This window comes from Chitinophaga sp., from assembly GCF_036566945.1.
In the GTDB taxonomy this organism is placed as follows: domain Bacteria; phylum Bacteroidota; class Bacteroidia; order Chitinophagales; family Chitinophagaceae; genus Chitinophaga.
This window is the reverse complement of sequence record NZ_DATCVJ010000761.1, coordinates 1-13,415: the sequence shown is the minus strand read 5'-3', so window position 1 is coordinate 13,415 and position 13,415 is coordinate 1. Positions and strand designations below refer to the sequence as shown.

Below are 13,415 nucleotides of genomic sequence, written 5' to 3'. Positions count from 1 at the left end.
ATAACTGGCTCTATAACTATCACACAACAGAAGGTATTTCCAGTGCTATCAGGGGGGTAGCCCGCCGGGCCAGGTACCTCCAAACCGATGGTAATGTGGTGTTTGCCGTTTTCATGGAGCATTATGCCGCATTGAAAACCTGTTACCAGGAATTTTTTCCTCAGCTTCAAACCTATGTAGAAAATCTACTTCAGATGGAAAACCGCTAACAGCTTGTTAAAAGCAGCTGAGCTTCTTTTCTGATTCCCTAAAAATAGGTAGGTTTGCCCCCAATTCTATTTAAAAGAAATAAAGCTTTCCAGGATGATGAACAAAGTTCTCCTTTTTGCCTTTATAGCAGGCATGCTCAGCTTAAACGCTGTGGCGCAGGACAAAAAAATGCCGCCCCTTGATGCCAGCCCTATGGATATGGCCTATTACCCTGTAATGTACCCTTACGTAGTGAAAGTAAAAGGTGAACCAGGAGCATTGGTTGCCCGGGTAATATACAGCCGTCCACAAACCAAAGGCAGAGATATATTTGGTAACCTGGAAGAATATGGTAAAATATGGCGTTTAGGAGCCAACGAAGCCACAGAAATTGAATTTTTCCGCCCGGTGACTATTGCCGGTAAAAATATTCCGAAAGGCCGCTATACACTGTATGCCATCCCAACAGAAAAAACCTGGACCATCATCCTGAATAAAGACACTGATATATGGGGCGCCTTTAAATACGATCAGAAAAAAGACGTGGTGAGAACTGCGCTCCCGGTGGTAGCATTGGATACTGCAGTGGAAGCCTTCACCATGGTATTTGAAAAAGGAGATCCGGGAGCTAACCTGATCATTGCCTGGGACAAGGTAAGTGTTAGTTTGCCTATCAAATGGTCTGATGCAGTAAAGAAGTAGCTGAAAGCAAAAAGCAAAAAGCTATTAAGGCGAATGAACAAAGCGGATATTAATCCTTCACTTTGTTCATTCGCCTTAATAGCTTTTTGCTTTCAGCTTTTGGCCTTTAGCTTAAAAAAGAAAAAGCGGTAAGAATACCGCCTTAAGAATTTTAACCATATCCTATGAAAAACCTAAAACGAATTTAATTCGATTATACTTCACCTGTGGTAGTGAATTGGTGAACGATATAAAAATGTTCGTAACCGTCGTATTTTATGCGATCATATCTTAATATTAGCTAAAATGGACAACTAACTCCTCTCATCATTTGGGGGATGTGCAATCGCGAAAACTGGAGTATATTTGGAAACCACCAGAAATTACTCATTTTTAAATATTTAAGACATGAAGCTGGGTACAAAACTCATACACGCAGGTGTAGCTCCCGATCCATCTACCGGCGCTATTATGACGCCAATTTTCCAAACTTCTACCTATGTACAAAGTGCGCCGGGGGTGCATAAAGGCTACGAATATGCCCGGACACAAAACCCCACCCGCGATGCCCTACAAAATGCATTGGCAGCGATTGAAAACGGTACACATGGTATTTCCTTTGGAAGTGGGCTGGCAGCTACCGACGGCGTTATGAAACTCCTGAACCCAGGCGATGAAGTGATTGCTACCAACGACCTCTATGGCGGCACCTACCGGATTTTCACCAAGGTATTTGAGCGCTATGGCATCAAATTCACTTTCATTGATATGGCCGACGCCAAAAACATAGAAGCCCATGTAACGCCTCAGACAAAGTTGATATGGCTGGAAACGCCTACCAATCCGCTGTTGAGGATCATTGATATTGCTGCCTGCGCACAAATAGCCCGGAAAAGTGAAATCATGCTTTGTGTGGATAACACTTTTGCCTCGCCCTATCTGCAAAATCCGCTGGACCTGGGCGCCGACATTGTGCTGCATTCGGCCACTAAATACCTGGGGGGCCATAGCGATGTAGTGCATGGCGTGGTGATTGTAAAGAATGAAGACCTGGCCCAACGGCTGTATTTTATACAAAACAGTTGCGGCGCCGTACCCGGCCCACAAGATTGTTTCCTGGTACTCCGCGGCATTAAAACCCTCCATGTACGCATGCAAAGGCATTGCGAGAACGGTGTAGTAGTGGCTAATTTCCTCCGCAATCACCCCAAGGTGGATAAAGTATACTGGCCCGGCTTTACGGACCATCCTAACCATGATATTGCCAAACAACAGATGCGGGGCTTTGGCGGCATGATGTCCTTTACCCTGAAAGATGATAGCATTGATTCTGCCAACCGGATTCTGAGCAATACACACCTGTTTGCATTGGCCGAATCACTGGGTGGAGTAGAATCGCTCATAGGGCACCCCGCCAGCATGACACATGCCTCTATTCCGCGCGCTGAAAGAGTGAAAAACGGATTAGTGGATTCGCTGATCCGCTTAAGTGTAGGCATTGAAGATGCCAGCGATCTTACCGATGATCTGGCAAAAGCAATCGGCTAAGTAATAGATTTTAATTCTTATCTGGTAAAAATTATCTTTACCAAAGCGTAAATATTTACCCTAACCATATCCAGGACCTTTTTATATCAAAAATGACCGTTGATATAAAAAGGGCTATGGTGATACACGTGATTAAAACTATGAAAATCGAGAAACTAAGGGAGTTCCTGGATGCGAAGGCGGCGTATTACAATCACCCGGACTTTATAGCAAATGATCCGATTTGCATACCGCACCGTTTCAGTGTATTGCAGGATATTGAAATATCTGGTCTCTTTGCGGCCATACTCGCCTGGGGAAACCGTACCAGCATTATCAATAAATGCACGGAACTGATGAAAATGATGGATGATGCACCGTATGATTTTATCCGTCATCATCAGCCAAAAGACCGGATGAAATTATTTTCATTCTGCCACCGTACGTTTAACGGCCTGGATCTGTTGTACTTTGTTGAGTTTCTACAACACTATTACACCAATGTAACATCGCTGGAATTTGCCTTCAGCGCCCATATTACACCTGAAGATGATAATGTGGAAAAAGCATTGATCGGATTTCGTAAGGTATTTTTTGCGCTGGAACATCCGGAACGAACCGGCAAGCATATTGCCTCTCCGGCCAGGAACTCCGCTTGCAAACGATTGAACATGTATTTGCGCTGGATGGTAAGACAAGATGAAAATGGCGTGGATTTTGGGCTTTGGCAGCACATATCACCATCACAACTAGTATGTCCGATGGATGTACATGTGAGCAGGGTAGCCACCAGACTGGGATTAATACCCGAAGCGAAAGCTGACTGGAAAACCGCCGCCGCCCTCACACACCAACTGAAAAAACTCGACCCGGACGATCCTGCCAGGTACGATTTTGCACTGTTTGGTCTGGGCGTAATTGAAAAATATGTTTGATCAAATAAAAAATGGTAATGAAAAGAATTTTGGGACTGATTGCAATGGTAGTAACGCTGGCTTTATCCGCTAAAGCACAGGAATATGTGGCCCTGAACTATACCTTTCATAAAGGGGAATTGTTTGAACTGGAGCAGAAGAGCAGAAGTGAAACCTATATGACTGTCAACGAAATTGTACAACGTACGACCCGTGACTACAACAATATCATTACCATGGAAGTAACGGAAGTGCAACCGGGCAAAACCACGCTCACCTTCCGGTACAAAGATCTGAAATTCAACTTCAACGCTAAAAACCAGAACATTTTCGTAGATGCGAAAGTGACCAAAACAGAAGAACCTTTCCAGGCAGGGCTGAGTAAAGTACTCAACCAACCCTTTACGGTGGAAATACAAACCACCGGTATCATTAATAAAGTAGAAGGACTCGATAATATCCTGGATGATGCCAGCACTGCTTTCAGCACCCTGAAAAAAGATGAACAGGAAGCCTATAAGAAGCTGATGAAAGACCAGTTTGGTACCACCGCGTTCCAAAGCTGGCTGGAACAGCTCCTGATCATGTATCCTGCCCATGGCATTAAAACAGGCACCCAATGGGAAGAAAATGTGCCTTTACGCGGGGGCCTGGTAGGCAGCATAGACCTTTACTGGAATCTGCAAACCTGGGACGCACAAACAGCAAAAATTGGCGGTACCTCTAAAATAAAAACAGATAAAGTGCAGCTGCTCACCCTGGAAGATGATATTAAAGCCACCGCTGAAATCCAGGGGTCTACTACTTCCAATTACCTGATTAACCGCAGCAGTGGGTTTCCCAGCATCTGTGTACAAAACACAGAGATGTCCGGTGATTATACTTACAAAGCCAATAAGGCCAAACGCATTAAGCGCGACCTGAAAGTGCCGGTAAAAGTAATTACCAATGCTTCTTACAAAATAAAACAAATGAAATAATGACTGCATTGCCAGTACCATACCTGCAGGAAGCGGCGACATGGGCGCAGGAACATTTTGAAATAAGTGTACCCGTTAATGTTAGTTACGAATTACTGGAAGAAATACTGGCTAACAGGCTGGAAATACTGATCAGTAACAACTTCCAGCAGTTTATATTTTTACTGTACCGGACAGATGTATCTGAAAACCGGGTAAAACAAATACTGGAAAACGCCGCGGCTACCGGAGCAGATCCGTATAAACCTATTGCAGCACTGATCATTGAAAGACAACTACAAAAAATCACTTCCCGGGCCACCTATAAACAGGATCACCTGCCCGATGATGAAGAGAGATGGTGAGATAGCTGTTAGCTGTTAGCTATTAGCTTTTAGTAAGTGTAACGTAGATAATGTTATGTTGTTCTTTGCTGCATTTACTAAAAGCTAATAGCTAAAGGCTAAAATGTTAATTCCTTCACTTTCTCTTTGTCTTCCTTCTCTTTATCCAGGTCGAAGAAAGTTCCGAATACATGATCCCAAATAGAAGAACTAACGCCAAAACCCCTATCCTCACTCTTATAGTGATGCAGGTGATGGTTGCGCCATAATGGTTTCATAAACCGGAAAGGCGGGTTCCATGCATGAATAGCGTAGTGCATGCTACCGTAAATCAGGTATCCCAGAATAAAGCCGGGAAAAAACATGAATGTGATCTGGCGCAGGAAAATATACTGTACGCCAAAAATGGCTGAGGCGAGAATCAGACTGGGTACCGGAGGCATAAATAAACGTTGTTTGTCTCTCGGGTACTCATGGTGATTACCATGCATTACATAAATAAAGCGTTGCACTTTGGGCTTGTCGCTTACAAAGTGGAACATAAACCGGTGCATAATATATTCAAAAAATGACCAGAAAGCCATAGCGCCAATGAATATACTAAATACGGTACCGGGTGTAAAGCCCAGTGTATCATGACTATAATAGAGCATATAGCCAATGATGGGCAAATACAGCCCCCAGATTACTAATGGATGCGTTTTGGTAAGCATCTCCAGATACTGGCTCTCAAATAATCTTGCCTGTCCTTTGTTCTTAATCTTTTCAAACTTCATAACTCCGAATTTTAGAGTGCAGTTACGGGATATGAATAAAACCTTCCTTATAAACCCTGGATAGCCACCTCAAAAATAATGCGCATTTCAGATATGGCTAACCGATAAAAAGCAAAAATACAATGTTCATGTATTATTTCGCACATTAAACTCTTCTATAAGGCAATAGATAATATTTATCCCATGCTATTTATTCTTTGTAATTAATGTTGAAATCCTGCAGATCGGGCTTATGTTTTCGCCTGCGCTGCAATTCGTATTTGTAAATAATTTCTCCTATTTCTTTAAAGAACGGATATCCGTCTTCTTCATATTCGTATTTATCGTCATTCAAAACACCATCACGATTAACGTAAAGATTGCCGGTCAGCATAAACTCAATTCCATTTTTAAAATCAACGATATACGCAGCATCAGTCAGGAAGCCGTACGACCAGCCAGCTTTATTAAATACACGTATGTAAGGCGGAATGTTTTGTTTACCATCTTTGAAAAAAAAGAATTTTGTATAACTGTTGAAATACTCGGTGGTATCGTATTTGGGCCAGGAAGTTTCTGACGGATATTGCGACATATAACGGTACAAAAAGTGGTAATCATCTTTCGTAAGATTAAACCGCTCTGTTGCTGGTACAGAAGCAGGAAACAACACAGACTGTAACATATGCTGCAATGCGGTCAGTGGCAGGTTGTTATGCTTTGTGAAATCAAAGGGTGAAAATACCAGTTTATCCTCCCGGTCGAGGTAGGCCTGGCCAATGGTTACCTTCCGGCTGAAATCAAAAGACAAGGTATCATAAGCGGCGGGCTGCTCATATACCAATTGCCCGTTAGCCATAAAACGAATAGGGTTGGTATGCCTGTTTTCCTCTTCTGTGAGCGGCATAAAACGGCGTACAATCCGCACGTCTTTATACCCCATTGCCCATAGTCTTTCATGAATTTGCTGTTGCCCTACAAACTCATACAACCGGCTATAGGCATCATTATCACTAATAAGGAATATTCTTTTTACATAGTGATAGATAGACGGCAGTCCATTCTCCGCCGTACTGTCGGTATACACCTTCACCTGTCCCTGCCAGGCGCTATCCGTGAGCATGGGTGTATTCCCGGTAAGTCCCGGCACCTTCAGTGCATGTAGTTTTTCCAATGCCAGCAAAGCGATAGGCAGCTTTACTGTACTGGCAGGATTATAATATCTATTCGCATCAACATCCAGGTAGTAGTTTTTAAAATGAGGTGTATTATCCCCATCCCGGTCAATTTGTGTATAAATCAGCTGGTAACGGAACGAATCGGGATACTGCAGGATATGCTTTAATGCAGGAGAACCTTCTTTTTGCAGCAGACTTTGCAGCATAGCATCTGTACGGGATTGTGCCTGTACAATAAAGAGATGGCCATAAAAAAACAAGATCATCAAACAGGAACGCATAAACGGGGTGGTTCTGTTTATAAATATAAAGCAAATACCTGGCTGAGGCGCGCATTTTTCTGATCTTTTAGCAGAAGTTTTATGAAAAATAGCCCGTCCATTTAAAGTGCATTCTTATATTTGGCTCTTCATACAACCAGAACAATTACCAACACCATGAAACTAGTAAGCTATTTAAGAGAAGAAACAGACCAGTTAGCCATCCTGGTAGATGGGCTGTTATACAATACACAGGAACTATATCCGGATCTCCCCAATAATATGGGTATGTTCCTGATGATGTGGGAAGATGTGATTGATATTGCCAAACAAGCGGATGCCCTGTTAAAGGCAGGTAAGAACCCCAGCAGTGCCATGGGAATTCCTGTGGGGAGCGTACAATTACTTTCTCCGGTACCATTTCCGACTTCCTGCCGTGATGGATACGCTTTCCGCCAACATGTGGCCGCCGCACGCCGCAACCGTAAAGTAGCCATGATTCCGGAATTCGATCAGTATCCGATTTTCTATTTCACCAATCACAATGCTATACAAGGCCCCGGCGATATTCATTGTATGCCGGATCATTTCCAGAAACTGGACTTTGAGCTGGAAGTAGCCATCGTGATCTGCAAAGCAGGACGTAATGTGACCGCCGCAGAAGCAGACGATTACATTGGTGGCTACATGATCATGAACGATATGAGCGCACGCACCCTGCAAATGGAAGAAATGTTGCTAAACCTGGGACCCGCTAAAGGCAAGGATTTCAGTACCGTTATTGGCCCGATGCTGGTAACCCCCGACGAACTGGAATCACTGAAAATACCCGCCAAACCAGATCATACCGGCAATAATTACGATCTGAAAATGACCTGTAAAGTAAACGGTATCACGGTGAGTGAAGGCAACATGGGCGACATGGACTGGACCTTCGCAGAAATTGTAGAACGTTGCGCCTATGGCGTAAATATTTTGCCAGGAGATATTATTGGCAGTGGTACCGTAGGTACCGGCTGTTTCCTGGAACTAAATGGCACCGGCAAACTGAATGACCCTGATTATACCGAACAGTGGCTGCAGCCAGGTGATGTAGTTGAAATGGAAATAACCGGCTTGGGAGTACTTTCCAACACCATTGTGAAAGAAGACAGCGACTTTTCCATTCTGGCGCTTAAGAAAAAAGCATAATCATGCAGATAGATCCTTCCCAGATAAAAACCGGTGAGTTGCATGCTTATCTGCTGGGCGCCATATCGCCTCGCCCCATTTGCTTTGCCAGTACCATAGATATAGATGGCCGGCCCAATTTGTCGCCCTTCAGCTTCTTTAATGTATTTGGATCCAATCCGCCCACGCTGATATTTTCGCCGGCACGGCGGGTTCGTGATAATACGGTAAAGCATACACTGGAAAATGTGTATGCCACCAAAGAAGTGGTGATCAACGTAGTGAGCTATGCCATGGTTCAACAGGCGTCACTTAGCAGCTGTGAATACCCCGCTGGTGTAAACGAATTTGAAAAAGCCGGATTTACGCCACTGGCATCTGAAAAAGTACAGCCTTTCCGGGTAAGAGAGAGCCCGGTGCAAATGGAGTGTATTGTAAAACAGATCATTGAAACAGGACAAGGGGGAGGAGCCGGTAACCTGGTTATTTGCGAACCCGTGATGCTGCACATCAATGATAACATCCTGGACGCTCAGGGCAAAATAGATCCACATAAAATAGACCTGGTAGCCCGTATGGGCGGCGATTATTATTGCCGTGCTTCCGGCAATGCCGTATTTGAAGTAGCTAAACCCAATACCCGACTGGGCATTGGCGTAGATGCGTTACCGTTGGCTATCCGCAACAGTCATATTCTTACAGGCAACAACCTGGGGCAGTTAGGGAATGTACATGAAGTTCCTTTTGTGGATGCCACCTTTAATGATGATCATCTCAAAAATATTATCCAGTACTACAGTATAACACCGGAAGAAATGGATAAAGAACTGCATCTCTATGCCAAAAAACTACTGGAGGAAGGAAAGGTAGCTGCTGCATGGCAAATACTATTAACAGCTATTAGCTATTAGCTCTTAGCTTTTAGCTCTTAGCTTTTAGCTCTTAGCTTTTAGAAAATGCAGCGAAGATTAATATATGTTGGTCTTCGCTGCATTTTCTAAAAGCTAAAAGCTAATGGCTAATAGCTATTTCGCTACTTTGCTCCAAATACTTTCTTCAGCAGGTCCGTTGTTCTGGCCGCCGGATTAGCACGGATCGCTAGTTCTTCTTTCGCAATCTGATCAAATAAAGCATTTACGGCCATAGTGGTTACGTAGTCCTGCAGATCAGGATTTACTTTATTGAAAGTAGTAGGTAACTTGTTATAAGACGTAACGATATCTGAGTAATAACGGGTAGCGCTGGTACTGTCCAGAGACTTCCTAATAACTGGTAAGAAAGCGGTTTTCAGGGAATCGGTTGTTTTGCTTTTAAAGAAATCGGTAGCGGAAGTACTGCCCCCTTTCACCAGGTTCAAAGCATCCGTAAGGGTCATTTGTTTGATAGCACTCACAAAGATGGGCGCCGCATAGCCTACTGCTTTTTCAGCAGAACGGTTAATTTGCAGAATTGCTTTATCCACCTGGCTGCCTAATCCAATGGAACGTAAGGTGTTACCAATTTTCACAGCATCTGGTGGTAATAATACTTTATATACATCACTGCCAAAAAATCCATCTGTCTTATTCAGCTTCGCAATGCCGGAAGCCACTCCTTTGGCCAGGGCCTCTTTGATGGCACTACCGGCGTCAGATTCTGTTAAGCTGGCCAGTGAAGTACCTGATCCGCCTGTGCTTGTACTTGTGCTGCCGCTCTTATTGGTGGTGGATTCCAGCTGTTTACTCAGTCGTTTCAGGAGTTGGGCCTGACTTGCCTGCAGGCAAAAAAAGCCCAGCAGTACTAATAATGAACGTTTTAGCATAGTGTTATTATAATTATTAATATCTTTCAAAAGTATAAATTATTCGTGTAATGTCAACAGGGGGATATGGGTTTGATATACCAGCTTTGCCGTGCGGCTACGCTTAAAAATGCTTTCAAATAATCCATGCTTTTTAGGAATGGTAAGTATGATGTCCGCATTATTTTCTTCGGCAAATTCTACAATCCCTTCAATCACGTCCGGGTTGTCGATAAAATGATACGATGGGTGAAAATCTTCCAGCAAGGTATCCAGCATCAATGTTTCAAAAGGCGTATCTGTACTGAAATGCCGGCTTTCATGATCAATATTGATCACATGCAGTTCGGCATTAAAAATATGTAGTAGCTTCTTCAGCGGCTCCACCGGTGTGGTTTCGGCCACTTTGCGGAGGTCTGCTGCGAAAACTATTTTTTCAATTGGCTTATACTTCGCGTTTCCCGGTACTACCAGTACCGGATAGCTCGTATTTTTTACCACATCAATTGTGTTGGACCCTACCAATACTTCCTCGAGTTTACTTCCGCCGGTAATGCCCATTACAATAAGGTCTACCGCTTCGTTCTTACAAACTTCGTCAATGGTGGCGGCCAGCAGGGTGTTGTCTGCCCGGGTTACCACTGTCGTGTTTGCAGTTACTAAAGCATGTAATTCTTTTTTCATTTTCTCCAAACCTTCCAGGCTGGCCTCCCGCAGGTCATCCGGATTTACCATGGGTATCATGGTAGGTATATCAGGAATGGGGACAATCAACTCATATGCATGATACAATACAATGCGGGTGGCGCCTAAACTATTAGCCAGCGAAAGAGCATACGTAGCGGCGTTGTAGGCGGTATCAGAAAAATCAGTGGGTACTAAGATTGTTTTCATATGGCTACTTTTAACATACTAATAAGCACTACTTAAAGTTAAGGATGTGCAACGGTATATGAACGCTTTATGAAAATTTAATGCCAATCCGGGAAAGCCGAAGGCATAAAGCATAAAGCAAAAAGCTATTGTAGCGAGTGATCATGGCGAAGGTTTAATTTCGCTTCCATCAATTGCTACAATAGCTTTTTGCTTTATGCTTTCAGCTTTTTGCTTTATTTCTGCTCCTGTTTCATCTGCGGGAAGAACAATACATCCTGGATGGATGGCTGGTTCGTCATCAACATGGTCAGGCGGTCGATGCCGATACCAATACCAGAGGTAGGCGGCATACCGTATTCCAGTGCGCGTAAGAAGTCGTAATCAATGTACATGGCTTCATCATCGCCACGTTCCATCAGTTGTACCTGTTCTTCAAAGCGTTCGCGCTGATCAATAGGATCATTGAGCTCACTATAGGCGTTGGCAATTTCTTTACCGTTCACCATGAGTTCAAAACGTTCTACCAAACCGGCTTTGCTGCGATGTTTCTTTGTCAGCGGGCTCATTTCCACCGGGTAATCCGTGATGAAAGTAGGCTGAATGTAGTTGCCTTCGCATTTTTCGCCGAAAATTTCGTCGATCAGTTTAGCCTTACCAAATTTAGGATCTACGTGTATGCCTAATTGTTTGCACACATCGCGGAGCTGTGCTTCGTCCATGCTGGCAATATCCACACCGGTATGTTCCAGGATGGCTTCATACATGGATACGCGACGGAACGGCGCTTTGAAGTCGATGGTTTTATCACCTACCTGGATAGTAGTAGTACCATGTAAGGTGATGGCAATTTTTTCCAGCAGGGATTCTGTGGTACGCATCATCCACTCGTAATCCTTGTAGGCGGCGTACATTTCCATTACGGTAAATTCCGGGTTATGGGTACGGTCCATTCCTTCATTACGGAAATCTTTTGCGAACTCGTATACACCTTCAAAACCACCTACGATAAGGCGTTTCAGGTATAACTCGTTGGCTATACGAAGATAGAGCGGCATGTCCAGTGCATTGTGATGCGTAGTAAACGGACGTGCGGTAGCTCCACCCGGAATTGGCTGCAGGATAGGCGTTTCTACTTCCAGGTAACCCAGATTATTATAGAAATCGCGGATGGTTTGCATGATTTTGGTGCGCTTGATAAACACCTCTTTCACTTCGGGATTAATGACCAGATCTACATAACGTTGACGGTACTTAAATTCCGGATCGGTTACTTCATCAAATACTTCCCCTTCCTTTTCTTTTACGATAGGCAGTGGGCGCAGTGATTTGGCCAGCATGGTAATTTCTGTGGCATGGATAGATGTTTCGCCGGTTTTGGTAATGAATACATATCCTTTCACCCCAATAAAGTCGCCGATATCCAGCAGTTTCTTCATCACAACATCATAGCCGGTTTTGTCTTCGCCGGGGCAGATATCGTCTCTGCGCACATATACCTGGACACGGCCCACGCTGTCCTGGATCTGGACAAATGATGCCTTACCCATGTCGCGCTTACCCATTACACGGCCTGCCACGCAAACGGCCTGGAATTGTTCTTTTGTTTCTTCCGAATAATTGGATTTTATATTCACGGAAGTATCATTAACCGGGTACTCCGCTGCTGGGTAGGGATCTATGCCTAAAGTATGCAGCTCCTGTAATTTTTCCCGGCGTATAATCTCTTGCTCAGATAATTGTGTCATGTAGTAAGTTGTAATTGCCTGTTGGAGTGCAAAAATAGTAAAAAGGGCTGTAAGACTACAGCCCTCTTATTTTTTGACCATATCCTATGAAAACCATTTTAAAGGTAACCGCTTCTGCTGCTATTTACAGCCCTATTTACCAGGCGCGGGGAAATCCTTCATAACTGGTGGCATTTGGCTAATAGCCGGTTTTTCCGGGGTCTCCGTTTGTGTAAATTGTTGGCGCCATCTTTTAGTTATGCTTATTTTCGCCCGCTAACTACAACAAAAAAAACACCTGATACTTTACAAATTATGAGAAGCGAACAATGGTTCAAACCAGCCAACATCAGCAGTGTAGCCTTATTGCTGCTGACAACCCCCTGTTTGCATGCGCAACAAAAGCAGGACCTTACTTTTGAACAGGCATTTAAAGGCAAGGCCACCGGGATTACGAAGCCCCTGCCAGCCATCCGCGAGTGGGCAGATGGAGAACATTACCTGGAAATGCGCCCTGATGCGACCAATGGCCGCATGCAGGCATGGAAAGTAGATGCCCGCACTGGTAACGCTACTATTTACACGGCTCCGGTAGACGGTCCCAGTGTAGAAGTACGTGAAAAAGATGTGTTTTATAAGGCTGCAGACGGCAGCAGCGTGCGTTTGACCAATGATGCCGCAGAAGAAAAAAATCCAACGCTTTCTCCTGATGGAAAATATGTGGCATTTACCCGCAACAACGATCTCTACAGTGTAGAAGTAGCGTCCAAAAAGGAAACCCGCTATACCAGCGACGGCTCAGACGTCATCTATAATGGTTGGGCATCCTGGGTATATTATGAGGAAATCCTCGGCAGACCTACCCATTACCGCGCCTTCTGGTGGAGTCCTGATAGTCGCAAAATTGCCTACATGCACTTTAACGATACTAAAGTACCTGTATTCCCTATTTATAGTGAGAAGGGCCAGCATGGCTATCTCGAAAATACACGCTACCCCAAAGCCGGCGATCCTAATCCTACTGTGAAGGTAGGCGTGGTACCCGTTTCCGGCGGTGC

The 13,415-nt window shown here is 44.2% G+C and carries 14 protein-coding genes; 9 read left to right on the top strand and 5 right to left on the bottom strand.

What is annotated here, in order from left to right:
• The 6 genes from VIP81_RS22915 to VIP81_RS22890 form a co-directional block, all read left to right on the top strand.
• A partial coding sequence (locus VIP81_RS22915) for an ACP phosphodiesterase (RefSeq protein WP_331966879.1) occupies window positions 1–209 on the top strand: 209 nt, incomplete at its 5' end.
• Between the two features lie 94 nt (window positions 210–303).
• Window positions 304–891, top strand: coding sequence for a DUF2911 domain-containing protein (locus VIP81_RS22910; RefSeq protein ID WP_331966877.1), 588 nt, complete (start codon window positions 304–306; stop codon window positions 889–891).
• A gap of 387 nt (window positions 892–1,278) precedes the next feature.
• Window positions 1,279–2,418, top strand: coding sequence for a cystathionine gamma-synthase (locus VIP81_RS22905; protein WP_331966875.1), 1,140 nt, complete (start codon window positions 1,279–1,281; stop codon window positions 2,416–2,418).
• A gap of 140 nt (window positions 2,419–2,558) precedes the next feature.
• On the top strand, window positions 2,559–3,332 hold the full coding sequence (locus tag VIP81_RS22900) for a TIGR02757 family protein (RefSeq protein WP_331966872.1): 774 nt from the start codon (window positions 2,559–2,561) through the stop codon (window positions 3,330–3,332).
• Between the two features lie 17 nt (window positions 3,333–3,349).
• Complete coding sequence (locus tag VIP81_RS22895) at window positions 3,350–4,291, top strand: DUF6263 family protein (RefSeq protein WP_331966870.1); 942 nt, start codon at window positions 3,350–3,352, stop codon at window positions 4,289–4,291.
• Complete coding sequence (locus tag VIP81_RS22890; protein WP_331966868.1) at window positions 4,291–4,635, top strand: hypothetical protein; 345 nt, start codon at window positions 4,291–4,293, stop codon at window positions 4,633–4,635. The genes VIP81_RS22895 and VIP81_RS22890 overlap by 1 nt, the downstream gene beginning before the upstream one ends.
• Window positions 4,636–4,733: 98 nt before the next feature.
• On the opposite strand, the gene VIP81_RS22885 is transcribed toward VIP81_RS22890, so the two are convergent.
• Both VIP81_RS22885 and VIP81_RS22880 read right to left on the bottom strand, forming a co-directional pair.
• On the bottom strand, window positions 4,734–5,390 hold the full coding sequence (locus VIP81_RS22885; RefSeq protein ID WP_331966866.1) for a sterol desaturase family protein: 657 nt from the start codon (window positions 5,388–5,390) through the stop codon (window positions 4,734–4,736).
• Between the two features lie 190 nt (window positions 5,391–5,580).
• A complete protein-coding gene (locus VIP81_RS22880) occupies window positions 5,581–6,828 on the bottom strand; it encodes a serine hydrolase (protein ID WP_331966864.1) in 1,248 nt (415 codons plus the stop codon).
• A gap of 156 nt (window positions 6,829–6,984) precedes the next feature.
• Here VIP81_RS22880 and VIP81_RS22875 point away from each other — a divergent pair, with 156 nt between their 5' ends.
• Both VIP81_RS22875 and VIP81_RS22870 read left to right on the top strand, forming a co-directional pair.
• Window positions 6,985–7,998, top strand: coding sequence for a fumarylacetoacetate hydrolase family protein (locus VIP81_RS22875; protein WP_331966862.1), 1,014 nt, complete (start codon window positions 6,985–6,987; stop codon window positions 7,996–7,998).
• Window positions 7,999–8,000: 2 nt separating this feature from the next.
• Window positions 8,001–8,888 (top strand): flavin reductase family protein, encoded by an 888-nt coding sequence (locus tag VIP81_RS22870; RefSeq protein WP_331966859.1) that lies wholly within the window; start codon window positions 8,001–8,003, stop codon window positions 8,886–8,888.
• Window positions 8,889–9,010: 122 nt separating this feature from the next.
• On the opposite strand, the gene VIP81_RS22865 is transcribed toward VIP81_RS22870, so the two are convergent.
• The 3 genes from VIP81_RS22865 to lysS all read right to left on the bottom strand — a co-directional run bounded on the left by VIP81_RS22865 (window position 9,011) and on the right by lysS (window position 12,378).
• On the bottom strand, window positions 9,011–9,778 hold the full coding sequence (locus VIP81_RS22865; protein ID WP_331966857.1) for a DUF4197 domain-containing protein: 768 nt from the start codon (window positions 9,776–9,778) through the stop codon (window positions 9,011–9,013).
• A gap of 39 nt (window positions 9,779–9,817) precedes the next feature.
• Window positions 9,818–10,651: a universal stress protein gene (locus tag VIP81_RS22860; RefSeq protein ID WP_331966855.1), complete on the bottom strand. Its 834-nt coding sequence runs from the start codon at window positions 10,649–10,651 to the stop codon at window positions 9,818–9,820.
• Between the two features lie 215 nt (window positions 10,652–10,866).
• On the bottom strand, window positions 10,867–12,378 hold the full coding sequence (lysS, locus tag VIP81_RS22855; RefSeq protein WP_331966853.1) for a lysine--tRNA ligase: 1,512 nt from the start codon (window positions 12,376–12,378) through the stop codon (window positions 10,867–10,869).
• Window positions 12,379–12,672: 294 nt separating this feature from the next.
• Here lysS and VIP81_RS22850 point away from each other — a divergent pair.
• The coding region (locus VIP81_RS22850; RefSeq protein WP_331966851.1) for a DPP IV N-terminal domain-containing protein at window positions 12,673–13,415 on the top strand (743 nt) is incomplete at its 3' end.

Bases quoted from the DNA above. Each gene is read 5' to 3' on its own strand.
- VIP81_RS22870 (WP_331966859.1), top strand. From the start codon at position 8,001: ATGCAGATAGATCCTTCCCAGATAAAAACCGGTGAGTTGCATGCTTAT.
- VIP81_RS22880 (WP_331966864.1), bottom strand. From the start codon at position 6,828: ATGCGTTCCTGTTTGATGATCTTGTTTTTTTATGGCCATCTCTTTATT.
- lysS (WP_331966853.1), bottom strand. From the start codon at position 12,378: ATGACACAATTATCTGAGCAAGAGATTATACGCCGGGAAAAATTACAG.
- VIP81_RS22910 (WP_331966877.1), top strand. From the start codon at position 304: ATGATGAACAAAGTTCTCCTTTTTGCCTTTATAGCAGGCATGCTCAGC.
- VIP81_RS22895 (WP_331966870.1), top strand. From the start codon at position 3,350: ATGAAAAGAATTTTGGGACTGATTGCAATGGTAGTAACGCTGGCTTTA.
- VIP81_RS22885 (WP_331966866.1), bottom strand. From the start codon at position 5,390: ATGAAGTTTGAAAAGATTAAGAACAAAGGACAGGCAAGATTATTTGAG.
- VIP81_RS22905 (WP_331966875.1), top strand. From the start codon at position 1,279: ATGAAGCTGGGTACAAAACTCATACACGCAGGTGTAGCTCCCGATCCA.
- VIP81_RS22900 (WP_331966872.1), top strand. From the start codon at position 2,559: ATGAAAATCGAGAAACTAAGGGAGTTCCTGGATGCGAAGGCGGCGTAT.
- VIP81_RS22865 (WP_331966857.1), bottom strand. From the start codon at position 9,778: ATGCTAAAACGTTCATTATTAGTACTGCTGGGCTTTTTTTGCCTGCAG.
- VIP81_RS22860 (WP_331966855.1), bottom strand. From the start codon at position 10,651: ATGAAAACAATCTTAGTACCCACTGATTTTTCTGATACCGCCTACAAC.
- VIP81_RS22890 (WP_331966868.1), top strand. From the start codon at position 4,291: ATGACTGCATTGCCAGTACCATACCTGCAGGAAGCGGCGACATGGGCG.
- VIP81_RS22875 (WP_331966862.1), top strand. From the start codon at position 6,985: ATGAAACTAGTAAGCTATTTAAGAGAAGAAACAGACCAGTTAGCCATC.